The 24,062-nt window shown below is 73.4% G+C and carries 20 protein-coding genes; 12 read left to right on the plus strand and 8 right to left on the minus strand.

Going from position 1 to position 24,062, the window contains the following annotated elements; all coding sequences use genetic code 11:
• Positions 1-481: 481 nt before the first annotated feature.
• From EGX94_RS04550 to EGX94_RS04575, 8 genes are all read left to right on the plus strand, one after another.
• Complete coding sequence (locus tag EGX94_RS04550) at positions 482-1,375, plus strand: FHA domain-containing protein (RefSeq protein ID WP_123825949.1); 894 nt, start codon at positions 482-484, stop codon at positions 1,373-1,375.
• Positions 1,372-1,833, plus strand: coding sequence for a hypothetical protein (locus EGX94_RS13330; RefSeq protein WP_021798293.1), 462 nt, complete (start codon positions 1,372-1,374; stop codon positions 1,831-1,833). Before EGX94_RS04550 ends, EGX94_RS13330 begins: the two co-directional genes overlap by 4 nt.
• Positions 1,833-3,146 carry a type VII secretion integral membrane protein EccD gene (gene eccD, locus EGX94_RS04555; RefSeq protein ID WP_021798296.1) on the plus strand — a complete coding sequence of 438 codons (1,314 nt, stop codon included), beginning with the start codon at positions 1,833-1,835 and terminating at the stop codon, positions 3,144-3,146. The genes EGX94_RS13330 and eccD overlap by 1 nt, the downstream gene beginning before the upstream one ends.
• Positions 3,143-4,012, plus strand: coding sequence for a P-loop NTPase family protein (locus EGX94_RS04560; protein ID WP_123825951.1), 870 nt, complete (start codon positions 3,143-3,145; stop codon positions 4,010-4,012). The genes eccD and EGX94_RS04560 overlap by 4 nt, the downstream gene beginning before the upstream one ends.
• Positions 4,009-7,968 (plus strand): type VII secretion protein EccCa, encoded by a 3,960-nt coding sequence (gene eccCa, locus EGX94_RS04565; RefSeq protein WP_123825953.1) that lies wholly within the window; start codon positions 4,009-4,011, stop codon positions 7,966-7,968. The genes EGX94_RS04560 and eccCa overlap by 4 nt, the downstream gene beginning before the upstream one ends.
• Positions 7,965-9,365, plus strand: coding sequence for a hypothetical protein (locus EGX94_RS14035; RefSeq protein ID WP_192962695.1), 1,401 nt, complete (start codon positions 7,965-7,967; stop codon positions 9,363-9,365). Before eccCa ends, EGX94_RS14035 begins: the two co-directional genes overlap by 4 nt.
• A gap of 107 nt (positions 9,366-9,472) precedes the next feature.
• Positions 9,473-10,903 (plus strand): glycine hydroxymethyltransferase, encoded by a 1,431-nt coding sequence (locus EGX94_RS04570; RefSeq protein ID WP_051383741.1) that lies wholly within the window; start codon positions 9,473-9,475, stop codon positions 10,901-10,903.
• A 209-nt stretch (positions 10,904-11,112) separates the two neighbouring features.
• Positions 11,113-12,432 carry an anaerobic C4-dicarboxylate transporter family protein gene (locus tag EGX94_RS04575; RefSeq protein WP_021796772.1) on the plus strand — a complete coding sequence of 440 codons (1,320 nt, stop codon included), beginning with the start codon at positions 11,113-11,115 and terminating at the stop codon, positions 12,430-12,432.
• 56 nt (positions 12,433-12,488) lie between these two features.
• Here the strand turns inward: EGX94_RS04575 and EGX94_RS13200 are convergent, their stop codons facing one another.
• Positions 12,489-12,764, minus strand: a complete 276-nt coding sequence (locus EGX94_RS13200) for a hypothetical protein (RefSeq protein ID WP_043120539.1) — start codon at positions 12,762-12,764, stop codon at positions 12,489-12,491.
• A gap of 99 nt (positions 12,765-12,863) precedes the next feature.
• On the opposite strand from EGX94_RS13200, the gene EGX94_RS14285 reads away from it, so the two are divergent.
• Positions 12,864-13,478 (plus strand): GNAT family N-acetyltransferase, encoded by a 615-nt coding sequence (locus EGX94_RS14285; protein ID WP_226906048.1) that lies wholly within the window; start codon positions 12,864-12,866, stop codon positions 13,476-13,478.
• 190 nt (positions 13,479-13,668) lie between these two features.
• Positions 13,669-14,790, plus strand: a complete 1,122-nt coding sequence (locus EGX94_RS04585) for a VanZ family protein (RefSeq protein ID WP_051245533.1) — start codon at positions 13,669-13,671, stop codon at positions 14,788-14,790.
• Positions 14,791-14,849: 59 nt separating this feature from the next.
• Here EGX94_RS04585 and EGX94_RS04590 read toward each other — a convergent pair whose 3' ends face one another.
• Positions 14,850-16,622: a DUF2207 family protein gene (locus EGX94_RS04590; protein WP_123825955.1), complete on the minus strand. Its 1,773-nt coding sequence runs from the start codon at positions 16,620-16,622 to the stop codon at positions 14,850-14,852.
• Positions 16,623-16,834: 212 nt separating this feature from the next.
• Between EGX94_RS04590 and EGX94_RS04595 the strand changes: the two genes are divergently transcribed.
• Positions 16,835-17,965, plus strand: coding sequence for a neutral zinc metallopeptidase (locus EGX94_RS04595; protein WP_021797162.1), 1,131 nt, complete (start codon positions 16,835-16,837; stop codon positions 17,963-17,965).
• Positions 17,966-18,133: 168 nt separating this feature from the next.
• Here the strand turns inward: EGX94_RS04595 and ispF are convergent, their stop codons facing one another.
• The 4 genes from ispF to EGX94_RS04615 all read right to left on the minus strand — a co-directional run bounded on the left by ispF (position 18,134) and on the right by EGX94_RS04615 (position 21,469).
• Positions 18,134-18,631 carry a 2-C-methyl-D-erythritol 2,4-cyclodiphosphate synthase gene (ispF, locus tag EGX94_RS04600; RefSeq protein WP_021797157.1) on the minus strand — a complete coding sequence of 166 codons (498 nt, stop codon included), beginning with the start codon at positions 18,629-18,631 and terminating at the stop codon, positions 18,134-18,136.
• Positions 18,632-18,713: 82 nt separating this feature from the next.
• Positions 18,714-19,199: a CarD family transcriptional regulator gene (locus EGX94_RS04605; protein ID WP_021797151.1), complete on the minus strand. Its 486-nt coding sequence runs from the start codon at positions 19,197-19,199 to the stop codon at positions 18,714-18,716.
• A gap of 366 nt (positions 19,200-19,565) precedes the next feature.
• Positions 19,566-20,261: a response regulator transcription factor gene (locus EGX94_RS04610; RefSeq protein ID WP_021797161.1), complete on the minus strand. Its 696-nt coding sequence runs from the start codon at positions 20,259-20,261 to the stop codon at positions 19,566-19,568.
• A complete protein-coding gene (locus EGX94_RS04615) occupies positions 20,258-21,469 on the minus strand; it encodes a sensor histidine kinase (RefSeq protein WP_021797160.1) in 1,212 nt (403 codons plus the stop codon). Before EGX94_RS04615 ends, EGX94_RS04610 begins: the two co-directional genes overlap by 4 nt.
• Before the next feature lie 127 nt (positions 21,470-21,596).
• Here EGX94_RS04615 and phoU point away from each other — a divergent pair, with 127 nt between their 5' ends.
• Entirely contained in the window at positions 21,597-22,262 is a 666-nt protein-coding gene (gene phoU, locus EGX94_RS04620) for a phosphate signaling complex protein PhoU (protein WP_021797152.1), read from the plus strand.
• Positions 22,263-22,366: 104 nt separating this feature from the next.
• Here the strand turns inward: phoU and EGX94_RS13340 are convergent, their stop codons facing one another.
• A complete protein-coding gene (locus EGX94_RS13340) occupies positions 22,367-23,212 on the minus strand; it encodes a hypothetical protein (RefSeq protein ID WP_021797154.1) in 846 nt (281 codons plus the stop codon).
• A complete protein-coding gene (locus tag EGX94_RS13345; protein ID WP_192962696.1) occupies positions 23,202-23,636 on the minus strand; it encodes a hypothetical protein in 435 nt (144 codons plus the stop codon). The genes EGX94_RS13340 and EGX94_RS13345 overlap by 11 nt, the downstream gene beginning before the upstream one ends.
• Positions 23,637-24,062 lie beyond the last annotated feature (426 nt).

Here is a 24,062-nt window from a genome sequence, read left to right on the forward strand (position 1 = left end):
GATGCTGTTGGACGCGGCTCACCGGCCCGTTCGTGCTCGTCGCCACAGGCTCGGCGGCCTCGGGAAAGGGCGCCGCCATCGCCCCCGGGTCGACGCCGGACGACTCCGTCCGCCTCGCATGGTCCGACGGGGCCGCACTCCGCATCGAGAACTTCACACCCACGGCACGAACTCCTCCGTCGATGAATCCTCCCCGCCGGGGCGTGCACGATCCCTTCCGAGTCGGACGCAACGGATCGCACGTTCCCGCCCTCGCGCCCTTCCCGAGAGCGCCCGGACCCCGACATCCGCCCCCAGACAACCCCGAGGCAACACCCTGAGACCAGTTCTCCGGAGACCGTGCAACCGCTCGCCAGAGGGCCGGTGGGCGTCTCCGCCCCGGCGGCCGCCCCCCGCGGGGAGCACGGGCGCGCGCCCCGGGCGGGCGGGCACCGGTTAGTCTGGGGAGGTCCCCCCAGGCAGACCAGGAATGAGGTCGTTCATGCCAGTCCCCGTCCCCACCATCGTGTGCGGACGCTGCGGCACGCCCTTCATCGGGACGGCCGTCTGCGGCAACTGCGGCCATCCGACCGCGACGAGCCGGCCCCTCGACACGGGGGCATGGCGCGCGCAGCTGCGCCCCGCCGAGCGGGGACGCGTCCTGGGCGCCGCCGTCGCCGACACCCTGTGCCTCGTCGTCCCGACCGCCGCCTTCGCCGTCGCGACGGCGCTCGGCGGCTGGCACGCGTGGGCCGTCGTCCTGGTCTGCCTCGTCATCCTCGGCCTGCTCGTCGCCCTCGGCCTGTGGTGCCTGCGCGGCTGGGGGCGCTTCGCCGGGGGCGCCCTGCTCGGGTTGCGGACCCTCGACGGCCTCACCGGTCTGGCCCCAGACCGCTTCGTGACCCCCGACCGGCTGCTCGTCGCCGACGCCCGCAACGGCGCCGACCCCCTGGTCATCGCCGTCCCCCGGCCGGCCGAGCCGGGCACCGGCGCGGGGCCGGCGCCGCAGCCCGCGCCCGTCCGGGCGCCCCAGCCCCCGCCGGCCCCGCGCCCCCACGACTGCTTCGTCGCGGCCGGCCAGAGCCTCACCCCGCTCACCGGCACCCTGCTCGTGGGCCGCTACCCGGTGCGCCAGCTCGGCGCCGAGCCCCTGCCCACGCTCGAGCTGCCCGACTTCACCCGCACGATGAGCCGCACGCACGTCCTGCTCGAGAACGAGAACGGGCGCCTGTGGGCCACCGACCTGGGGTCGGGCAACGGCACCCGCATCCAGCGCCCCGGCGAGCCGTCGGTGACGATGACGGCGCGCCTGCGGATGCCGGTCGTCCTCGGCACACGCATCGACTGCGGCGAGCAGAGCCTGCTCATCACCGATGGCAGGAGGGCCGCCGCATGATCGACCGCGACAAGATCCTCGTCGAGGCCACCCGTACCCGCCGCCAGCGCCTCATGTCGGCCCTCACCTTCGGCGGGCTGCCCGACCGACGCACCGTCACCGACAACATCGGCCGGTTCGTCGGCTCGGCCGTGCTGGCGGCGGCGATCGGCGCCGGCTGCCTCGGCGGCTCGTTCATCGTCGACACGCTGCAGGAGCAGAGGATGACGACCACCTCCAACGACTACCGCTCGGCCGTCCAGGGCGCGGCGGAGCTCGAGGCGGGCGCCACGGCCGACCCCCGCACCGGCTACCCCCTCGACGCCGACACCGGCTGGGCCGTCGCCCCCGACGGGACGGCCTACGACCCGAGGAGCGGCTGGCAGGTCGACACCGGCACCGGACGGCTCATCGACCCCACCACGAAGTACGAGATCGACCCCCAGACGCTGCAGGTCCACCCGAAGGAGCGCCGCTGATGGACTACACGCGAGTGACGGTGCACGGTTCGGCGCACCGCGGCGATCTCGTCGTGCCCAGCTCCGAGCCGCTCATCGCCGTCCTCCCCCGTCTGCTCGAGATGCTCTCCGAGACCTGCCCGGGCGGCGCCGGAGTGGCGCTCACCACCCCCGAGGGCTTCCAGCTCGACCTGGAGCGCTCGCTCGCCGAGCAGGAGGTGCGCGACGGCCAGCTCCTGCTCGTCGTGCCCGCCGACCAGACCCCGCCGCCCCCGCAGGTCTCCGACCTGGTCGGCGCCCTCGCCGAGCGCCGCGGCTCCCACAGCGGACGCTGGACGACGGGCACGGCGCGCCGGTGCGCGGTGCTCCTCGAGGCCCCGCTCGCCGGGCTCGCCGCCTGGCAGCTCGGCTCGTCCTTCCCCGCCGCGACGGCCACTGCGACCGTCATCCTCGTGCTGCTGGCCATCATCGCCTGCCGCATCTGGCGCGCCTGGCCGGCCACGGCGGTCGTCTCCGCGGCCGCGGGCGCCTCCGCGATGGTCGGGGCCGGCGCCGTGTCCGGCCACGGCATCGCCCAGTCCCACCCGGCCCTCGTCCCGGTGGCGACGGGCCTGGCCTGCGCCTGGCTCGTCATCGCCCTCACCGGCGGGCTGGCCGGCGGGAGGCGCCCGATGCTCGCCACCGGGGTGGTCGGGGCCGTCGGCTCCGAGCTCCTGCCCCTCCTCCTGGCCGCCGGCATGGGCGCCCCCGGGGCGGGCGCCGTCATCGCCACCGCCGCCGCCTTCGGGCTGGGCCTGGTGCCCGCCGGAGCCCTGTCGCTGTCGGGCCTGACCGCCCTCGAGGACGACGCGGTCGCCGGCCGCCCCCCGGGCCGCCGCATCGCCGAGGAGGCCATCGACGACTCCTTCCGCGCGATGACCGGCCTCACGCTGGCGCTGTCCGTCCTCGCCGCCGGGTCCCTGTGCCTGCTCGTCGGATCGCACCCCTCGCAGTGGGGCTGGGGTCTGGCCTGCGCTGTCGGCGTCATCGTCATCTGCCGCGCGCGCTTCTTCCCGTTCACCGCCGAGGTCATCGCGCTGGCGGGCGTCATCGTCGCGCTGGTCGCCGCGCTGCTCGTCCGCATGCCGGTGACCGCCCCGGTGCGCGGAGCCGTCATCGCCGTCATCGCGGCGGCGCTCGCCCTCGTCCTCGTCAAACCGGTGCCCGAGCACGTCGAGGCGCGGGCGCGCACCTGGGCGAACCTCGTCGAGCTGGTCGCCGTCATCGCCACAGTGCCGCTGCTGCTGGGCTACTTCGGCGTCTTCTCCGATCTGCTGGAGGTCTTCTCCCGATGATGGCCACCGCACTGCTCGTCCCGGTCTCCGGGGCCCACCTCGACTTCCTCCTCGACGCCGACCGGACCCTGCACGACGCCGTCCCGCTGGCGCGCCGCATCGCCATCGTGAGCGCCGACGGCGGCACCGGGTGCTCGACGATCGCCGCCTCGGTGGCCACGACGATGGCCGGGCGCCGCAGCGGGCCGGTCATGCTCGTGGACGCCGGGCGCAACGGGCCGAACGCCTGCACGCGCGCCGGCCTCACCGACGAGGCGCGCCGGGCCGCCGCCGAGGAGCTCGCCGCGGCCCGCGCCCGCGACGCCGACGGCGGGCCCCGCCCGCCGGCCACCCTCGCCGAGGCCATGACCGGCCTGCCCCGCACCGCCTCCGGGCTCGCCTGCCTCGACCTCACCCGGGAGGGTTCCCCCGGCTGCCTCGGCGTGCACGGCTGGGCCGATGCGCTGGCGCCCGTCGCGCGCTTCCCCGACTTCGTCGTCACGGACTTCGGCGTGCGCGACCGGGACGAGCTCGGCACGATCGCCGCGTCGAACCACGCCACGTGCATCGTCGCCGGCACCTCGCGCGAGCGCCTCACCCGCGCCATCGCCCTGGCCGCCCGGCTCGCCGACGAGGGCGCCGCGCCGCTCGTCTGCATCAACGACGTCGCCGGCGGCGCCAGCAGGCGCCAGCTCCGCCTGCTGAGCCGGGCCCTGGCCCGCCCGGCCGTCCTCGTGCCCCACGACCCGGCGCGCCTCGGCCCCGAGCCGGCGCGCAGCGCCGTCCTGGCCCAGCGCAGCCGCAGCGCCGTCCTGGCGCTGACCACAGCCCTCATGCGGGCCTGCCGACAGGGGCCGCCCGCGGACGGACGGGGGCGACCGGCATGAGTCTGCGCATCGTCCACCGCCCGGCCCGCATCACCGAGCCGCCCACCCGGCCCAGGCCGCGCACGATCTCGACGCCGCCACCCGCCGGCGACGCCCCCAGCGGCGGCATGTCCACCCAGCTGCTGCTGCCGATGGTGGGGGCCCTCAGCTCCACGCTCATGATGGTCGTCATGCGCGACGGCCAGCCGGTGTACATGCTCATCGCCGCCGTCGTGCTGCTCGTGGCCGTCATCAGCGGCGTCGTCATCACCTTCAGCAGCCGCGGCCACGCCATCCGGCAGCGCGCCCACCAGCGCGAGCTCTACCTCGACTACCTCGAGGGCATGCACGCCGAGCTGGACGCGCAGGTGCAGCGGGCCCGCGAGCAGGCGGTCACGAGCTGCCCGACCCCCGGCGGGCTCATGTCGATCATCACCGACCCGACACGCCTGTGGGAGCGCCGCATGAGCGACCCCGACTTCCTGTCGCTGCGGGTGGGCACGGCCGACCTGCCGTGGATCAGGCTGGAGATGGACGGGACGGCCTCGCCCATGAACCCGGCCGACCCCGTGCTCTCCGGGGAGGCCGAGCGGCTCGTCGCCGAGCACCGGGTCATCGCCGGCATGCCCGTCCTGCTGCCGGCCGACGCGGCGGGCGACATCTCCGTCATCGGCGGCCGCGACGAGGTGCTCGACGCGGCCAGGTCGCTGCTGTCGCAGGCGGCGGCGCTCCACTCGCCCGACGACCTGCAGATCGCGCTGGCCTGCCCGCGCCCGCGCATCGACGACTGGGCCGGCGTCGATCAACTGCCGCACATGGTCAACGCCCGTCTCTTCGACGGGCCCGTGCCGGCCCGCCGCATCGCCCCGGACGGCGCCGCCCTGGCCCGCGTGCTGGGAGCCGAGCTGACCGACCGCGTCGCACAGGCCGGGCTGAACCGCCGCCCGATGAGCGCGGCGCCGGCGCACACGCCCCGCATGCTCGTCCTCATGGACGAGTGGGGCTCCACCGCCGTCCCGCTGCCGCTGCCCGACAGCGCCTTCTCGGCCGCCGATGCGGGCATCACCGTCATCCACCTGCTGTCGGACCGGCTGCACGAGCCGGACGACGTCTCGGCCCGTCTCACACTCGACGGGACGGGCGCGCGCCTCGAGCTCGTCGGTTCCGGCGCCGAACCGGTCGAGGCCATCGCCGTCGACCGCACGAGCCCGGCCCGCATGACCTCGCTGGCCCGCACGCTGTGCCCGTTGCGGCTGCGTCCCGAGGAACGCGACGAGGAGCAGGAGACGCCCGCCATGAGCGTCCACCAGCTGCTCGGCATCCGCACGCCGGACGACATCGACAAGAACACCGGCTGGGCCCCGCGCCCGCCCGCCGACTTCCTGCGCGTACCGATCGGCCTGGACGACCAGGGCGCCCCCGTGCTCCTCGATCTCAAGGAGAGCGCCCAGTTCGGCATGGGCCCGCACGGCCTCTGCATCGGGGCCACCGGCTCGGGCAAGTCCGAGATGCTGCGGACCCTCGTCCTGGCCTTGGCCATGACGCACCCGCCCGAGGACCTGTCGATGATCCTCGTCGACCACAAGGGCGACGGCGCCTTCTCGCCCTTCGCCGATCTGCCGCACCTGGCGGGCCTCATCGACAACCTGGCCGACGACCCCCACCTGACCGAGCGCGCCCGCGCAAGCATCCAGGGCGAGATCGTGCGCCGCCAGCAGATGCTCAGGGACGCCGGTCACCCGGCGTCCATCGCACACTACCGGGAGGCCCGCCGTCAGGGCGCCGCGCTGGCGCCGATGCCGCACCTGTTCGTCGTCATCGACGAGTTCGGCGAGCTGCTGACCGCCGAGCCCGAGTTCGGCGAGCTCTTCCTGCAGATCGGCCGCATCGGGCGCTCCATCGGCGTGCACCTGCTGCTGTCGAGCCAGCGCATCGAGTCGGGCAGGCTGCGCGGCGGCCTGGACACCTACCTGTCCTACCGGCTGGGCCTGCGCACCTTCTCCGAGAGCGAGTCGCAGGTGGTCCTCGACACGAAGGACGCCTTCCACCTGCCCGCCGCGCCCGGCTACGGCTACCTGAAGGTCGACACCTCGGTCTACCGGCGCTTCCGCGCGGGCCGCGTCTCCGGCCCGGTCGCCGAGGACGAGGGGTCCGCCGGAGACCAGCCCGAGGCCGCCGAGCCCTTCGCGCTGCCCGTCTACAACACCATCGCCGCCGGCCGCAGCGGCGACGACAGCGACGACTCGCCCCGGCTCACCGAGCCCGAGGTGGGCCAGAGCCTCGTGGACGCCTGCGTCGCGCGCCTGCGGGACGACGCCCGCGCGGTCCGCCCGGTGTGGCTGCCGCCGCTGCCCGACCGCCTGACCCTCAACGACGTCCTCACCCAGGCCGAGCCCGACCCGGGCCTGTCGGCGGTGATCGGCCTCCTCGACGACCCCGCGCACCAGTCCCAGCAGCCGTGGCGCCTCGGCCTCACGAGGAGCGGCGGCCACGTCGCGGTGATCGGGGCGCCCGGCTCGGGCCGCTCCACCTTCCTGCGCACACTCACCGCCTCGCTGGCGCTCACGCACACCCCTCACGAGGTGAGCGTCTACGGCATGGACCTCACCGGCGGCGGCTTGGCCCGCCTCGAGGGCTTCCCCCACGTCGGCGGCGTCGCCACGCGCGGCGACCACGACCGGCTGCACCGCCTCGTCGAGGAGCTCACGGGCATGCTCGCCCGGCGCGAGCGACTCTTCCGGGAGCACGCCATCGAGTCGATGACGCACCTGCGCCGGCTGCACGGCCAGGGCGGTCTGCGCGAGCTGCCGAGCGCCGACGTCGTCGTCCTCGTCGACGGCTTCGGCCTGCTGCGCACCGAGTTCGAGGAGCTGGCCGACCAGGTGAACGACCTCATCGTGCGCGGCGGCAGCTACGGCATCCACGTCGTCATCGCGCTCGGGCGCTGGAACGAGCTGCGCGTCAACCAGCAGTCCCGCTTCGGCACCCGCCTGGAGTTCCGGCTCAACGACCCGATCGACTCGGTCATCGACCGCAGGCTCTCGCAGACGATCGGCACCGAGCAGCACGGCCGCATGCTCACCGACGACCGGCGATTCGCCCAGCTGTGCCTGCCCGTCCTGGACGACACCGCCGATGAGAACCTCGGCGATGCCCTGTCCGAGCTGGCGCAGCGCGTGGCGGGGGCCTGGGGCGGCCCCGCCGCGGCGCCCATCCGCCTGCTGCCGACCTCGCTCGACCCGGACCAGCTCACCGGCCCGGAGCAGGAGCCCGACGCCGTCCCCTTCGGCATCCGCCAGGACTCCATGGAGGACGCCTTCTGGGAGCCGCTCGACGACGACCAGCACCTGCTCGTCCTGGGCGACGCCCGGTGCGGCAAGTCGACCCTGCTGCGCACGCTCGCCCGCGGCCTGACGAAGCGGTTCAGCAGCGACGAGCTGGTCATCGCGGTCATGGACCCGCGCGGCACCGTCCCGCCGGCCATCCCCGAGGAGTACCTCGCGGGCCACGCCAGGAGCAACCGGGACGCCGCCGGCCTGGCCGCCTCGATCGCCCGGGAGCTGGAGTCGCGCTCGGCGATGAGCCCGGCCGAGCGGGCCGGCTCGCCGCGCGTCGTCCTCATGGTCGACGACTACGACATCCTCAACGCGGGCGGCTCCGAGCCGCTGCACCCGATCGTCCCCTACCTCCCCTCGGCGAGGGACCTCGGCTTCAACGTCGTCCTCACCCGCACGGTGGCCGGCGTCACGAGGGCCATGTACGGCGAGACGATGCAGGCCCTGCGCGACACCGGCGGCACGACCTTCCTCATGTCCGGCGACCGCTCCGAGGGACAGATCATGCCGCGCGTCTACGCGCAGGCCATGCCGCCGGGGCGGGGCCAGCTGCTGCGCCGCGGCCGGCGACCGGTCGTCGTCCAGGCGGCGGACGAGCCGCGCACCGCGTCGGGCGAGCGCCGGAGGGGTGAGGCGGCATGAGCACCAGGTCCCTTCTCGTGGCGGGCACCGGCGGGGGCGCCGGGACGACCGTCGTCACCGCGCTCGTCGTCGCCCTGCTGCGCTCCCGCGGCATCCGGGTCGTCGCCTGCGACCACTCGGACGGCACGCTCGGCGGGCACCTCGCGGACGACGAGGGGCCCGCGACGCGCCGCATCGCCGGCGTCGACGAGGTGCGGGTCACCGATGCCGGCCGCATGACGACGGCCATCGCCGACGCCCTCGAGGTGCCCGACTTCGCGTTGTGCCTCGTGAGCGGCTCCGGCATCGCCCAGGCGGAGGGCGGGCGGGCGGCCCTCGCCGGCCTGCTCGAGCGCTTCGGCCCCCAGGCCCGCCGCCGGATCCTCGTGGTCGCGAACACGACGGCCGCCGCGCGGCGGCGCGACGGGGAGACCGCGCGCGCGATCCTGCGCCCCGACATCGAACTGCCCCGCTCCCCCGTCCTCGGCGCCGACGGGCCGGTCCGCCCGGACCCGGCCGACCGCGTCCTGGCGCCGACGCTCGAGCTGGTCACCACCCGTCTGGGCGAGCTGCTCGCGCTGCAGGCCCCGCCGGACGAGGGCTGGCCGACCGGGATCACCCGGACGGTCCGCGACGGCGCCCGGCCCTCCCCGGCCCAGGGGACGGCGCCCCCACCGGAGACGACCCGGGAGCAGACGGCCCCGCCGACGTCGGCGGGGCCGGAGCAGACCGCCGGGTTCACGACGCGGCCGGCCCCCGCCCCGACCCAGTCCGCCACGGCCCCGGAGCGGCCGACCATGCCGCCGGCGCGCTCCCCCCGGCCGCAGACCGCACCCACGCCGGTCGAGCCCCCGCCGCCGCAGGCGTCCCGGCCCGAGGCGCGGCCCTCCGCGCCGCAGCAGAGGTCCGCCGAGGGCGAGCGGCGGCCCGACCGGACGCTCCGGCCCGTCCCGGCCCAGGGGCGTTCGGCCCCTGCGGACGACCGGCCGGAGCCGAACGCGCCGACGGGCCAGCAGCCCTCCCGGTGGCAGGACCGACCCGCCGACACCGGGGCGCGCTCCCCCCGGCCGCAGACCGCACCCGCCGGGCCGCAGGCCGGGCCGCCACGGCCCGAGGACGAGCCGGAACGGCCCGCCGCGCAGCTCCTCCGGCTCGACCCCCGGCCCGCGCCGGCGGACGAGCAGCCGGCCCCGGGGGCGGGCCGATCCGCCGCGGCGCAGACGCGCCCCGACGGCCCGCAGTCCCCGTCCCCCAGGCCCCTGACGCAGCCCCACCGCCCCGTGTCCCCGGCCCCGGCCCCGCAGGCCGGGACGGGTCCGGCCCGCGCGGCCCGCGCCGCGCCCGAGCCGGCCGAGCAGCAGGATGACGCGGCGCTCACCGGTCAGGAGCGCCCCCGCCGGATGAGTGCGCTCCGCTAGATTTGGGGCTCGGAGAGCATCTCCGGGGCGGGGCCGGGCGAACGGATCCGGCGCGCGCACCGGACCGAACCACCACCCGAGGAGTCCCAGTGACCGGAACCGACGTCATGCAGCAGGCGAGCATCGCCTACCAGGCCATGCTCGAGGTCGTCGAGGCCTCCGAGCCCGCCATCGCCGAGGCCATCCGCCAGGAGCTGGCCGATCAGCGCAACTCGCTGAAGCTCATCGCGTCGGAGAACTACGCCTCGCTCCCGACGCTGCTCGCCATGGGCACGTGGTTCTCCGACAAGTATGCCGAGGGCACCGTCGGGCACCGCTTCTACGCCGGCTGCCGCAACGTCGACACGGTCGAGGCCGTCGCGGCCCGGCACGCCGAGGAGCTCTTCGGCGCCGACCACGCCTACGTCCAGCCCCACTCGGGCATCGACGCCAACCTCGTCGGCTACTGGACGATCCTGTCGCACCGCGTCGAGACCCCCGGCCTGGCCGAGCTGGGCGCCCGGACCGTCAACGACCTGTCGGAGCAGGACTGGGAGGACCTGCGCCGCCGCCTCGGCTCCCAGCGTCTGCTGGGCATGAGCCTCGACGCCGGCGGCCACCTCACGCACGGCTTCCGGCCCAACATCTCCGGCAAGATGTTCCACCAGCGCAGTTACGGCACCGACCCGGTCACCGGGCTCATCGACTACGACGCCGTCCGGGAGCAGGCCCGGGAGTTCAGGCCGCTCATCCTCGTGGGCGGCTACTCCGCCTACCCGCGCCGCGTGAACTTCGCGACGATGCGCGAGATCGCCGACGAGGTCGGCGCCACCCTCATGGTCGACATGGCGCACTTCGCCGGCCTCGTCGCCGGCAAGGTCCTCACCGGCGACGAGGACCCCGTGACCAACGCGCAGGTCGTCACGACGACCACCCACAAGTCACTGCGCGGCCCGCGCGGAGGCATGGTGCTCGTCGACGACGAGTTCGCCGCCGACGTCGACCGCGGCTGCCCGATGGTGCTCGGCGGCCCGCTCGGCAACATGATGAGCGCCAAGGCCGTCGCCCTGGCCGAGGCGAGGACGCCCGCGTTCCGGCAGTACGCCGAGGGCGTCGTGGCCAACGCCAGGGCGCTCGCCGAGGGCCTCCTGCGCCGCGGCGCCACGCTGGTCACCGGCGGCACCGACAACCACATCGTGCTCCTCGACGCGGCCACCAGCTTCGGCCTCACCGGGCGCCAGGCCGAGTCGGCGCTGCTGGACGCCGGCATCGTCACCAACCGCAACTCGATCCCCCGCGACCCGAACGGCGCCTGGTACACCTCGGGCATCCGGCTGGGCACTCCCGCGCTGACGAGCCGCGGCTTCTCCCCCGACGACATGGACAAGGTCGCCGGGCTCATCTGCGAGGCCCTGACGGGCACCAGGCCGGCGACCACGAGCGCGGGCGCGCCCGGCAAGGCCAAGTACGACATGGCCGACGGCCTGGCCGCGCGCGTCCACGCCGAGGCCGATGAGCTGCTCGGCGCCAACCCGCTGTACCCGGGCCTGGAGCTGTGAGCCCGGCCCCGTCGCACCGAGGCGATCGGCCCGCCGGGGCGGGTGACGGGCGGCAGGGGCGGGTGACGGACCCGCGTGCCGCCGGGCCCGGGGCGAGGATGCGCGGGGCGCACACAGTGCGGACCGGCCCCGCGCCGCGCCCCGCTGAGGGATAAAGTCGTTCTGACAGGCGCGAAGAGGCGCCCGGCGCACACCTCACGGAGATCCCCATGATCTGGATTCATCTCGTCATCCTGCTCGTCTTCCTGTTCGCGGGATCGCGGCTGGGCGGCGTCGGCGTCGGCCTGGCGGGCGGCGCGGGCACCCTCGTCCTCATCGCCACCGGGCTGTCCACCGACGTCGACAAGGACGTGCCGTGGACGGTGATCGGCATCATCATGCCCGTCATCTGCACCATCGCAGCCCTCCAGGCCGCCGGGGCGATGGACCATCTCGTCCACCTCACCGAGGTGATGCTGCGCAGGCATCCGAAGTACATCACCTACCTGGCGCCCCTGTCGACCTTCCTCCTGTCGCTGCTGTGCGGCACGGGACACACCGCCTACTCGGTGCTGCCGGTCATCATCGAGGTCTCCAAGGAGAACAGGATCCGGCCCTCCCGGCCCCTGTCGATCGCCGTCGTCGCCTCGCAGATCGCCGTCGCCTCCTCACCGATCTCGGCCACCACGGCGGCCCTGCTCACCTCGGTCGAGAAGATCGGCGTCGGCTACCTCCAGATCCTCGCGATCACGATCCCCACGACCTTCCTCGGCTGCGTCGCCGGCGCCGTCGTCGCCTCGCGCCAGGGCTGCGAGCTCGAGGACGACCCGGTGTACAAGGAGCGCGAGGCCAAGGGGCTGGTCTCCCACAGCTCCGCCTCGACGCTGGGCGCCGACTACCGGCCCGCCAAGGGCGCCATCTCCAGCCTGTGGATCTTCCTCGCCGCGGTGCTGCTCATCATCGTCTACGCGACGATCAGCTCCAAGCAGCTGGGCATCATGAGCGACCCGCCGATGGACGCGACCTCCGCCATCATGCTCATCATGCTCACCTGCGCCGCCGTGATCTGCCTCGTCTCCCGCCACCAGGTGGCGCAGATCGCCACGGAGCCCACCTTCCGCGCCGGCATGAGCGCCGCCATCTGCATCATGGGCGTCGCCTGGATGGGCAATGTCTTCTTCCACGCCTACGAGGGCACGATCGTCGACGCCACCGGCGACGCCCTCCACGCGGTGCCATGGCTGTTCGCCGTGGTGCTCTACTTCGCCTCGCCGATCCTGTTCTCGCACGCCGCGACGACGAAGGTCTTCATGCCGATGGCCGTGTCCATCGGGCTCGGCGCGACGACGATCCTGGCCTGCTACCCGGCCGTGGCCAACTACTACCTGCTGCCGAACTACCCGACCACGGTCGCCGCCATCGAGATGGACGACACCGGCTCGACGAGGGTCGGCAAATTCGTGCTGAACCACCCGTTCGTCGTGCCGGGAACCGTGTCGATCGCCGTCATCGTGGCACTCGGCTTCCTGTGGGCGCCCATCATCCTGTGACCGGCCCGGACCACGGGACCGAGGACGGCCCCGCGCGGGTCCGCACCTCGCCGTGTTCAACCTCGTTGACCCCGCGCAAACGGGGACGGCCCCCGCTCGGGTCGGCACCTCGCCCGGTCGTGCGAACTGCCCGGCCCGGCTCGAACGGCCCCGCAGGCCATGCCGAGCAGGGACGCCCACGTCCAGTGGACGCCATCCGGCGCCATGCCCAGCAGACGGCGCCCGCGCGTGACGGGGCGGACCTCGCCGCGGCGCGCCGCGAGGCGGTCCACGCCGGCGACCAAGCGCGGGGCCAGGGCCGCGACGCCGATGCCCACACCCTGCTCGAGCATCCCGGAGCCGCTGCGGAGACGACCTCCCCCACGCCCCTCCGACGACGCGCCGCACGTTGTCAGACCGTCCGTCCGATCCTCGCCGAAAGGCCGCATGCCATGACGCCCGGATTCCGCCCCCCTCGCAGACGACGAGACAGCGCTGCTCGAACGAGCGGCTCCGGACGACCTCAACTGGTGCGGGGAGCGGTTCACCGTCCCCGACCTCCACGCCAACGCCGGCTTCGCCCACTACACGACCGTCGACCCGGCCCGGGGCGACTTCGGAGTCGTCGCGACGGTCGATGGTGCGCCCGTGGGGGTCGTCCGGGCGGTCCTCCTGCCCGGCGGCCGGGGTACGGCTTCGTCGACGACGCGACCCCCGAGGTCAGCGTGTGGGTCGACGCGCCCTTCCTGGGCCGGGGGATCGGGCGGCGGCTGACACGGCAGATGATCGGCGAGGCGCGCGAGCGAGGCCTCGCCTCGCTCTCACTGTCGGTGGAGCAGGGCAATCGGGCCGAACGCCCCTACTCCTCCGAGGGCTTCGTCCCGGTCGACGGCCGAGAGGACGCCGGAGTCATGGTCCTGGGACCGGCCCGCCGGCCGCACCGATCGGGGACGCCGGCCACGAGCATGCGATGGACGGCCGGTTCCCGCAGGTCGGGTGGAACCGGAGCGCTCCACGACTTCCGTGCACTGCGAGGCCAGTCCGCGACACCGATGGACAGGCCATGACCAGGGGTTGCTTGCGCCGCTGAGCCCCCTGCGGACAGGCCTCCACGGCCCCATGGGGATGGATCGGCCGGTGAGCGGCGGGCGGCGGGGTGCCCGTGGACCCGCCCGGGATCGCGTGGCAGACTCGTCCACCGTCGTCTCCGCCCCGCGAGGGATGCCCGATGACGAGGCGGGACGATGGAATCGAGTCATGGTGAACCAAGCGATCCTGTCCGTGGTCATCGGCGGCGCCCTGTCCCTCGCGCTGTCGGCGCCCCTGGTCATCCACCAGTACCGCCGCTTCGGTCGCTTCTCGGCCGGCCGGGCGGCCTGGTCCGTCGGCGCCGTCGTCTACCTCACGGCGCTCATCGCCTACACCCTCTTCCCGCTGCCCGACATGTCGGCCGAGTACTGCGCGCACCGCCCGCACGAGTTCCTGCTCGACCCGACGGCCTACTTCTCCGACATGGCCCGGCACTTGGCGGGCCAGCCGCTCCAGACGGCCCTGGCCAGCTGGGACGTGCGCCAGATGGTCCTCAACGTGGCGCTGTTCGCGCCCCTGGGCCTCCTCTGCGGCGACTTCCTGGAATGGGGCGCCCTGCGCAGCCTCGCGACCGGCTTCGGCGTCTCGCTGGCCATCGAGCTCACCCAGTACACCGGCAACTGGGGCCTCGCGCCCTGCCAGTACCGCGTGGCCGACATCAACGATCTCATCACCAACACGGTCGGCACCGGCGTGGGCATCGGCATCGCGGCCCTGACCCCGCGCCTGGTCGCAAGCGCCGACCACCTCGCGGCGCACCGCGGCGAGGCCCGCCCCGTCACGCGCGGGCGCCGTCTGCTGGGCATGGCGCTGGACGGCCTCTACTGGACGTGGGCGGCCCTGCTCGGCATGGCCTGCGGGGCCGTCGCCTGGACGGGCGTGCACGGCCTGCCGATGAACACCCGCCTCGTCCACCCGGAGCAGGTCGTGCCCTGGGGTCTCGTCGGGGCGATGGCGGCCGAGCTCGGCGTCATCGTCGTCCCCGCGCTGGTCGGCAGCGGCGCCTCGCTCGGCCAGCGCACCGTCTACCTCCGTCCTGCGCCCGCGGCCCGTCCGCGGCTGGTCGCCCGCGCCATGGCGGTCGGCGGCCTCCAGTGCCTGCTGACGGTGCCGCTGCCCGCGCTGGCGTGCCTGTGGGCGACGGCCGCGGTCGTCGCCGCCCTCGTCGACGTCCGCGGCATGAGCGGCCTGCTCACCGGCTGCCGTTTCGTCGACGCCCGGGTCGGCACGACCGAGCAGGGCCCCGCCGCCGAGCCGGCCGCCGAGCCCGCCGGCGCGGGCGGACGGTGACGGACCCGCGGGGAGAGGCGCCCCTGGCCGGTGACGCCCGGCTCGACGGCCGGGATCGCTCAGCCCCGCGAGTAGAGGCGCCCCTGCATCGTCGTGACGAAGTTGCGCAGCGAATCGGGCAGGTCGGACAGGTTCCAGTCCTCGGGCGCGCGGTACCAGGACAGGTCCTCCGGGTCGGGCACGCCGGGGTCGTCATCGGCCGCGGCGAGCGCGTCGAGCCAGCGGCCGAAGCCGCCCAGGACGACCGCGTACGGCAGCACCGAGGAGATCTGGTCGTAGGCGTCCTGCTTAGCGAACGAGTCGGTGGGCTCGGTGGTGAGCTCCATGGCCAGCAGCTCCAGCCCCCGGACCACCCGGACGCCGGCCAGCGTGCGGCGCGGCATCCTCTGGGCGGTGTAGATGAGGCCGAGGCTCACGATGGTCAGCGACAGGCCCAGCAGGCCGAAGGTGGTGAGGGCCGCGAGCAGGACAGTGGCGGCGAGGGACAGGACGAGCATGACCCAGCCGGCGATGCCCCAGCGGCTCCGGGCCGCGTCGGGCCGGCCGGAGAACCAGCCCTTCGCGACGACGTCGTCGTAGAGGTCGTCCTGGATGGCGTGGACGACCGAGCCCATCGCGGGGGCGAGCTCGGAGACGCGGATGGCGGCGGCGTCCTCGGTGACGAGGACGTCGAGCAGTTTCCGCTCGTAGGGCCGCAGCTCGTCGGGGCCCGACGACTCGCCGGAGGGGCTGGTGCGCTCGAGCAGCCAGTCGGTGGGCCTGTTGGGGCCCTCGTCGGGCAGCTGGGTGATGCGCAGGTGGCCGCGGATGGCCAGGTCGAGGACGCTGGCGGTGAGGTCGACCGGGTCGACGTGCTCGTCGACGACCGTGCCGATCTCGCCGGGTCGCACGTCCTCCTCGAGCGAGAAGCGCACCTGGCCGGCGGCGACCGGCTTCCAGCGGGCGACGACGGAGGTCGCATTGGTGGCGTTCACCTGGTCGCGGCCGAGCTGGCGGTGCAGGCCCCACAGGAGGGCGGCGCCCAGCACGAGGGCGCCCAGGCCGACGACGAGCTGGAGCGGGCGCACGGTGAAGGCGCGGTCGAGGCTCCAGCGCTGCGCGAGGACCTGGTCGGGCGAGACGGCCGAGGCCGGCACCTTGACGGTGAGCTCGAGGACCTGGCCGGCACCGAGGGCGCCGTGGGTGAAGACCGGCCACGGGTTCTCGGCCGTGCCGCCCCGGACGCTGGCGCAGCTGGTGAGCGCGGCGGGGGCGCCGGCCTCGCAGTCGACGTCGGCGAGCGCGGCGGGCGTGTCGGAGTCGACGGTGAACCTGCCGTTGACCTCGCCGACGCCGATGGACAGGCCCTGGACCATGCGCCACTGGACGGTGGTGAGGGTGTCGGCGCCCTTGACCTCGGCGCCGGCCAGGGAGGCTCCCCGCACCGTGTAGGCGACGGTGATGCGGTCGCCGCTCGCCTGCGAGGCGTCGACCGTGATCACCCGGTAGTCGCCGTCGTCGGCGCCGGAGACGCCCACCCGGGAGCCGCCCGCGTCGACGGTGACGTCGGTGATCTCGTAGGAGTAGACGGTGTCGTTGAGGCCGTCGCGGGTGGTGGCCAGGCGCTGGGTGAGCTGATCGGGCAGCGCGCCGTCGTCGAAGACGAACTCCTCGGTGACCCGCAGCGAGCCGTCGCCGGAGACGACGGCGGAGACGTCGAGCGAGGAGGCCCGGTCGTCGGCCCGCGCCGTGCCGGGCACGAGCGGGCCGAGCCCGGCGAGGACCGCGGCGAGCGCGGCCGCCGCACCGCGCCGCACGGAGCGCGCGACGCGGGCGTTGCGGTTGTGAGCCATGGGGGCACCTTTCTGCTCCGCCGATCCGTTCGGCGCTGCGTGGACGACCCGGCGCGCGGGTGCGGGACGGGCCGGGGGCGCCGCCCGGGACGGCGGGGAGCCCCGTGGAAAAACTATCCCACGGCGGGGCCGGCGCCGGGAGGAGCACGGCGGGAGGCCTCGGGGGCCGAGGCCCGGCGCCCGGCCGGCGGGCGTCCGTTAGTCTGTGGCCTGTGAGTCAATGGGGTCAGCCGAACCAGCAGTGGCCGGGCCAGTCCTGGCCCGCACCGTCCGGACGCGCGGGCTACGGCCAGTGGCCCGGCCAGGACGGCCGGTTCGGCCAGCAGGCGGGGCCCTTCGGCTACGCGGCGCAGCAGGGCGGACCGTTCCCGCAGTACGGCGGCGCGCCCGTCCCGCCGAGGCGTCGTCGGCCGAGCCCGTTGAAGTTCCTCGCCGCGCTGTTCGGCACCTTCACCATCATGGTGCTCGCCTACGTCCTCCTGAGCTACGGCGGCAACGGCTCGAGCTCCGACGGCTCCAGCGGCTCGCGCAACGGCAGCTACGCCAACGAGGACTACGAGGTGCCCCCCGCCGACACGAGCCCGTCCGAGATCCCCCAGCCCGAGACCTATTCGGAGGCCACGCAGTGGATGGAGGACAACCCCGTCTACGGCGCCTCGGTCGCCGAGCCGGTGCGCTGCGACCTGGATGCGCTCGACATGTCCACCGCGACCGATGCGCAGCTCGAGGACCACCTCAACGAGCTCACCGCCTGCCTCATGCGGGTGTGGGGCCCCACCCTCCGGGACGCCGGCTACGAGGCCGTCCGCCCGACCGTCACCGTCTACGACAGCGAGATCTCGACCCCGTGCGGCGACATGCCGATGGGCAACGCCGCCTACTGCATGGTCGACCAGCAGGTCTACTACGCCACCGACCTGGCCGAGGTCGTGCCCGACGAGCTGAGCGGCGTGCCGTACACCGCCGACGCCGTGATGGCCCACGAGTTCGGCCACGCCGTCCAGGCCCGCACCGGCATCCTCTACTCGGAGAAGGCGTGGGAGTCGAGAGTGGGCTCGTCCCAGGCCGACGAGTTCAGCCGGCGCACCGAGGTGCAGGCCGACTGCTTCGCCGGCGAGTTCATCGGCTCGGTCTCCGAGTCGCTCGCCCTCACGCCCTCCGACACCGACGGCCTCTCGCAGATGTTCTACGCCTTCGGAGACGACGTCCTCACCGGCGACAGCTCCTACAGGGGCAGCCACGGGCACGGCACGAACCGTCGGGAGTGGTTCCAGGACGGCCTGGACGACCGCTCGCTCGCCACCTGCAACGCGTTCACCGCGGCCGACTCGCGAGTGAGGTGAGCCCGGGCCGGGGTCGTTCGCGCGGGCGGTGGAGCACGGGAGCACCGACGCGGCGGACTGCGCGGAAGGGCCCCGAGCATCGCGGGCGAACGAGGGGCGACGGGCCCGCTCCCGCCGGGCCATCAGGGCCGGCCGGGCCGGATCGCTGCGCCGGACGAGCCGGACCGCTCACTCCCGCTGCGCACGGACGATGAGCGCGGTCGCGACGGCGGCGACGCCCTCGCCGCGACCGAGCGCGCCGAGGCGGTCGGTCGTCGTCGCCGAGACCGACACCGGGGCGCCGAGGGCCTCCGAGAGCACCCACTCGGCCTCGGCGCGGCGGGCCGTCATGCGGGGGTGCTGTCCGATGACCTGCACGCCGGCGTTCACCGGGCGCCAGCCCGCCGACGCCAGGCGGCGGGCGGTCTCCGCGAGGAACGAGACGCCACTCGCGCCGGACCACCGGGGTTCCCGGGTTCCGTAGTTGGAGCCCATGTCGCCCAGCCCGGCGGCGCCCAGCAGCGCATCGCACAGGGCGTGGGCGGCGACGTCGCCGTCCGAGTGGCCGGCCAGGCCGACGGGCTCGTCGGGGAAGTGCAGCCCGGCGCAGTGCATCTCGACGCCCTCGCGCAGGGCGTGCACGTCGGTGCCGATGCCGGTGCGGAGGCCGGACGGGTCGATGGTCATGCGTCCTCCTGGCACAGGATGTCGTCGCGGCGCGCCCGGAGGCGGGCGCACGGTGCTCAGCGGCTCCGGTTCCCGACCTCGCTCAGGAGGCGAGAACCTCGTCGAGCATGACCTCGGCGCGCTCCTCCTCGACCTTCTCGGCCAGGGCGAGCTCGCTCACGAGGATCTGGCGGGCCTTGGCGAGCATGCGCTTCTCGCCCGCGGACAGGCCGCGATCCCTCTCGCGGCGCCACAGGTCGCGGACGACCTCGGCGACCTTGAGGACGTTGCCGGAGTGGAGCTTCTCGACGTTGGCCTTGTAGCGGCGCGACCAGTTCGCGGGCTCCTCGACCTGCGGGGCGCGCAGCACCGAGAAGACCTTCTCGAGGCCCGCCTCGTCGACGACGTCGCGGACACCGACCAGGTCGAGGTTGTCGGCGGGGACGCGGACGACCAGGTCGCTCTGGCCGAGGATGCGCAGGACCAAGTAGAGCCGGTCCTCGCCCTTCACCGTGCGCGTCTCAGTGGACTCGACGACAGCCGCCCCGTGATTCGGGTACACGACGGTCTCACCGACTGCATAATCCATGTGTACAACCCCTCTCCTGGGGAGCATTCTACCACACCACGGAATTCTCGGTCCGGGAATGAATCCCCGGACCATTCGGAGCAATTCCTGGAATGCCGCGCCAGAGAAGGGCCGATGAATTCCATGAGGTTCGCCCACGGCGTGGGCGCACATGACCCCGATGAGGGGAGGCGCTCCTCGACGGGCCGTCCCGGGCCCGCTTCGACGAATTCATCGGGGAGATCCCCTCCGAGGGGCTTCCGCAGGAGGCCCGGCGGGAGACGCGATCCCTGGTCAGGCCTGATTCATCGAGGCTTATTCACAGCACGACAGGACGAAGACCTGACAAGGGGAGGCGCCCCTGCGGACGACTCCTGTGAATAAGCCTCACTGGTGCCGCGAAGAGGCCTCCGAGAATTTGTAGCCGAGGCCGCGCACGGTGACGAGGAGCACGGGATGGGCGGGGTCCCGCTCGATCTTCCCGCGCAGCCGTTTCACGTGGACGTCGAGCGTCTTCGTGTCGCCCACGTAGTCGGAGCCCCACACCCGGTCGATGAGCTGGGCCCGGGTCAGCACGCGCCCCGCGTTGCGGATGAGTTCCTCGAGCAGGTCGAATTCCTTGAGGGCCAGTTTCACCGCCCCGCCGCGGACCGTGACCTCGTGCCGCGTCACGTCCATGCGCACGCCGCCGGACTCGAGGACCTCGGGGACGGGCCCCTCCCCGTGCCGCCTGCGCAGGACGGCGTGGATCCTCGCCACCAGCTCGCGGTGGCTGAACGGTTTCGTCACGTAGTCGTCGGCGCCCAGCTCGAGGCCGAGCACCTTGTCGATCTCGGCGTCCCGGGCGGTGACCATGATGATCGGCACGTCGGCGCGGCGGCGCAGGGTGCGGCACACCTCGGTGCCGCTCATGCCGGGCATCATGAGGTCGAGCAGCACGAGGTCGGCGCCGTGCGCCTCGAAGTCGGCCAGCCCGAGCCGGCCGTCGGCCGCCCGACCCACCTCGAAGCCCTCGCGGGAGAGCATGAAGGCCATCGCCTCGCGGTAGGACTGCTCGTCCTCGATGACCAGGATCCTCGTCATGCGACCTCCTCCCGCCGCCCGGCGCCGTCACCGCGCCCGACCATGTCGTCGTGCCCGGTGCCGTCATTGTGCTCGACGGGGTCCACGAGCGCGGGCAGTCTCATCGTGAAGGTCGATCCGCGGCCGGGGCGGCTCCACAGGCGGATGCCGCCGCCGTGCGCCACGGCGACGTGCTTGACGATCGACAGGCCCAGGCCGGTGCCGCCGTTCTCGCGCGAGCGCGCGTAGTCGACCCGGTAGAAGCGCTCGAAGATGCGCTCCTGGTCCTCCTCTCCGATGCCGATGCCGTTGTCCGTGACGGCGATGTCGACCCAGCGATCGCCGTCCTCGTCGACGTCCCTCACCGTGACGGCGACGCGGGCCCCGGGGTCGGAGTAGCTGATGGCGTTCTCCACCAGGTTCGACAGCGCCACGCGGAGCTGGTGCCGGTCCCCGATGACGCGCAGCCCCTCGTCGCCGGCGATCGAGAAGCTGATCCGGCGGGCCTGGCAGGCCTCCCTGGCGCGCCCTGCGGCGGTCTGGACGATCTCGTCGATGTCGACCGGCGCCGCGTCGCCGAGCGGATCGTCAGACTGCAGGCGGCCCAGCTCGATGATCTGCTGGACGAGCTCGCCCAGGCGGGTGCTCTCGACGAGCATGCGGCCGGCGAAGTGGCGCACCGCCTCGGGCTCGTCGGCCGCCTCCTGGACGGTCTCGGCGAGCACTTGGAGGGCCCCGACCGGGGTCTTGAGCTCATGGGAGATGTTGGCGACCAGATCGCGCTTGGACTCGTCCACCCGGATGAGGGCGCTGCGGTCGTCGCCGACGACGAGGACGGCCTCGCGAGCCAGGGGCCGGATGCGCACCTGGAGCTGGCGGGAGGGGGCGTCGTCGGCGGCGCCCAGCATCACCTCCCGGTCCGCGCCCTCGCCGGTGCGCCGCGCGGCGCGCACGGCCTCGAGCACCTCGGCGATGCCGATGCGGGTGCCGCGCACGAGCCCGATGGTGCGGGCCGGGGCGTTCGCGTAGAGCAGTTCGTCGTGGGGGCCGGCGACGACGACGGGCTGGCGGAAGGCGTCGAGGACCTCGGGCACCTCGGGATCGACCACGGGCGGCGGCTCGGCCATGCGCACCCTGGCCCGGTGGCCCCAGGCGAGGACGAGCGCGAGCGCCGCTCCCACCATCGCGCCCAGCACGAAGCCGAGGAGCACTGTCACCACGGGACCCACGCGTGGAATTCTACGGGAGCGCCGTGGCGCCGCGCCCGGCCGCCGTCTTGGCTGCGCCCGCGGGGAATGCGAGACTGGCGGGGTACGGCGCGACCGAGCGGGCGGCCCGACGCGCGGAGGAGGGATGATGGCGGAGTCCTACCACTCCGAGCTGGACGAGATCGTCCACGAGCTCGTGACCATGTCGGACTCGGTGCGCGTCGCCGTGCGCGACGCCACCAGGGCCCTCCTCGAGGCCGACGCCTCCATCGCCGAGCGCGTGATGAGCGGGGACGCCCGCATCGATGCCATGCACGACCGGCTCGAGCACCGCTGCTTCAGCCTGCTCGCCCGCTCCACGCCGGTGGCCGGCGAGCTGCGCACCATCGTCGCCGCCATGCAGGTCATCGCCGACATCGGCCGCACCGGCGACCTGGCGGCCCACGTCGCCGAGATCGCGCGCATGCGCTACCCCGAGCACGCCGTGCCCGAGCCGCTCGTGCCGAACTTCACGCGCATGTCGCAGGTCGCCCAGGAGATGGTCGGCAAGGCCGGCCGCACGCTGCTGGAGCGCGACACCGACGCCGCGGCGACCCTGGCCGGCGAGGACGACGAGATGGACGAGCTGCGCAACGAGCAGTTCCGCCTCATCGCCTCGGACGACTGGACGTTCGGCGCCGAGACGGCCGTCGACACGGCCCTGCTCGGCCGCTACTACGAGCGCATCGCCGACCACGCCGTGGCGATGGGCGGGCGCATCATCTACGTCATCACCGGCGAGGCGCCCGAGGGCGAGGACTGGCCCACCACCTGAGGGCGGCGCGCCGCCCGTCCCACTCCGACGAGCAGGAGCGGCGGGGACGAGAGCGGGCCCCGGCCCCTGAAAATGGCTCACGGGAACCCGATGAGCCAGGGGCCTCAAGAATCCTGCGGTCCCTCCCCACGAACCGGCACGGGCGGCCGGCCCGGACCCACGCCCCACGGGTCGCATCGCAGGCGCAAGAACCAGCCGCGCAGTCGTCTCCAGGAATTCTCACAGTCCTCGATGCCCTCCGAATCGTATTCAACCCCGCATCGGACGGCGAGCTCCTTCAGCGCAGAGATCTCGGAGGAAACGATCCTCCCGTCCACAGCAGCGGCCACCACGGCAGCATCGTGGAGAGCCTTTTTCGCGCCCTCGAGGGAGTCGATCCTCCTCCACACCATCGATTCATCGAGCTCGACGGGCTCGCGGAGCTCCTTCAGCAGGGACTCGTCGCAACCCGCCTTCTTCATGGCTTCGGTGACGTGGTGAAGAAGCAGGAGCTCATCATCCTTGGCGCACCCGTCCACTCGCATGACCAGCCAGAGCACCCAGACCAACTCCTCGCGTGCATCCGTACTGGAGACCAGACGCGAGGCCGCCTCGCGGATTCTGGCCTCCTTCCTGAGGATCTCCTTGGCCTGGTCGCCCACGACCCTGGTCGTCCAGCGGTTCACAAGGACTGCCGTCGGCACGCCCACAATGGGAATGCCGAACTTGATGATGTTCCGTTGAAGCAGGTGCTTCCCGACGATCGGCAGACCCTTGACCATCGCCAATCTCTGTCCACTGAACATCTTCTTCAGGACCGGACGCACCACGGCGGGCGTGAACTTGAGAGTCGCGTTGCCACCCGTCTCGCCGACTCTGATCGCGAAGGCGATCCTGACGGGTTTCCACATGTCATCAGGATCCTCGATGTCGAGAGGGACTCCGTGGAGAACAGCGATGTCATGGGCCATGCGCAGTTGAAGATACGTCGTGTACGACATGTCCACCACGAAGCCGACCCCCACCCGTCGGAAGAGTCAGCGGCGAAGCCGCACCCCCGGACCCGATGGTCGCCGCGACCGCACCGTTGTAGGCCGCGGCGCTGAGGCCGCCCTCAATGCCGGCATAATTGGCCGCCATCCGGACACGAGCGTCGACGACAGCATCAGCCGAAAGATCAGGGTACTTCTCCCGGAAACATGCAGCATCCACCTCCTGCACGTACCCGTCGAGGGAGAACGCCAACAGCTTGACGAACCATGTACCCTGACGCGGATCGCCCATCGAGAGGTTTCCGACGAATCCCCGGATCCGTTCGATCTCCTTTCTGACGAAACTCTCATCAGCCTCGGCTGACCCATCGTGGATGTCCTGCTCAGCGCTGAACCTCATCATGCCCTCCATCGAGTGTCGACGACAGAGGATTGGAGCATGGGACCGATGCTCCAGGTCCCCGGGGCCGGCCCGTTGCACGTCGCGTGCGGTGCGCTTGACGCCGAGGCCTGTTCCCAGGAAACTGGCCCGAGGAGGACGTCCCCCCGGCCAGAACGCCCTCCTCGAGGATCGTGAATGCTCCTCATGACCTCCCACGAGCAACGTCGGACGCGGGCGAGCAGATCGGGATCATCCACGAACGGCACCCCAACCGGATCCCCGTGAATCGGTCTCGCCGCATCGTGTCCTGCCGGGTGATCCGGAATGCGGATCCGCCGACGTCTCGGGTCCCGCGAGCGCATCGCCCCACCGCGAGGACGCAACGAGGAGCGGAGGCCCGCCCCGAGGAGCCCTCCGGAGGCGCCATCCATTGTCGCAGCCTCGTCC

The organism is Propionibacterium acidifaciens, assembly GCF_003798325.1.
In the GTDB taxonomy this organism is placed as follows: Bacteria; Actinomycetota; Actinomycetes; order Propionibacteriales; family Propionibacteriaceae; genus Propionibacterium; species Propionibacterium acidifaciens.

Bases quoted from the DNA above. Each gene is read 5' to 3' on its own strand.
- EGX94_RS04550 (WP_123825949.1), top strand. From the start codon at position 482: ATGCCAGTCCCCGTCCCCACCATCGTGTGCGGACGCTGCGGCACGCCC.
- EGX94_RS13330 (WP_021798293.1), top strand. From the start codon at position 1,372: ATGATCGACCGCGACAAGATCCTCGTCGAGGCCACCCGTACCCGCCGC.
- eccD (WP_021798296.1), top strand. From the start codon at position 1,833: ATGGACTACACGCGAGTGACGGTGCACGGTTCGGCGCACCGCGGCGAT.
- EGX94_RS04560 (WP_123825951.1), top strand. From the start codon at position 3,143: ATGATGGCCACCGCACTGCTCGTCCCGGTCTCCGGGGCCCACCTCGAC.
- eccCa (WP_123825953.1), top strand. From the start codon at position 4,009: ATGAGTCTGCGCATCGTCCACCGCCCGGCCCGCATCACCGAGCCGCCC.
- EGX94_RS14035 (WP_192962695.1), top strand. From the start codon at position 7,965: ATGAGCACCAGGTCCCTTCTCGTGGCGGGCACCGGCGGGGGCGCCGGG.
- EGX94_RS04570 (WP_051383741.1), top strand. From the start codon at position 9,473: ATGCAGCAGGCGAGCATCGCCTACCAGGCCATGCTCGAGGTCGTCGAG.
- EGX94_RS04575 (WP_021796772.1), top strand. From the start codon at position 11,113: ATGATCTGGATTCATCTCGTCATCCTGCTCGTCTTCCTGTTCGCGGGA.
- EGX94_RS13200 (WP_043120539.1), bottom strand. From the start codon at position 12,764: ATGCTCGAGCAGGGTGTGGGCATCGGCGTCGCGGCCCTGGCCCCGCGC.
- EGX94_RS14285 (WP_226906048.1), top strand. From the start codon at position 12,864: ATGACGCCCGGATTCCGCCCCCCTCGCAGACGACGAGACAGCGCTGCT.
- EGX94_RS04585 (WP_051245533.1), top strand. From the start codon at position 13,669: ATGGTGAACCAAGCGATCCTGTCCGTGGTCATCGGCGGCGCCCTGTCC.
- EGX94_RS04590 (WP_123825955.1), bottom strand. From the start codon at position 16,622: ATGGCTCACAACCGCAACGCCCGCGTCGCGCGCTCCGTGCGGCGCGGT.
- ispF (WP_021797157.1), bottom strand. From the start codon at position 18,631: ATGACCATCGACCCGTCCGGCCTCCGCACCGGCATCGGCACCGACGTG.
- EGX94_RS04605 (WP_021797151.1), bottom strand. From the start codon at position 19,199: ATGGATTATGCAGTCGGTGAGACCGTCGTGTACCCGAATCACGGGGCG.
- EGX94_RS04610 (WP_021797161.1), bottom strand. From the start codon at position 20,261: ATGACGAGGATCCTGGTCATCGAGGACGAGCAGTCCTACCGCGAGGCG.
- phoU (WP_021797152.1), top strand. From the start codon at position 21,597: ATGGCGGAGTCCTACCACTCCGAGCTGGACGAGATCGTCCACGAGCTC.
- EGX94_RS13340 (WP_021797154.1), bottom strand. From the start codon at position 23,212: ATGGCCCATGACATCGCTGTTCTCCACGGAGTCCCTCTCGACATCGAG.
- EGX94_RS13345 (WP_192962696.1), bottom strand. From the start codon at position 23,636: ATGATGAGGTTCAGCGCTGAGCAGGACATCCACGATGGGTCAGCCGAG.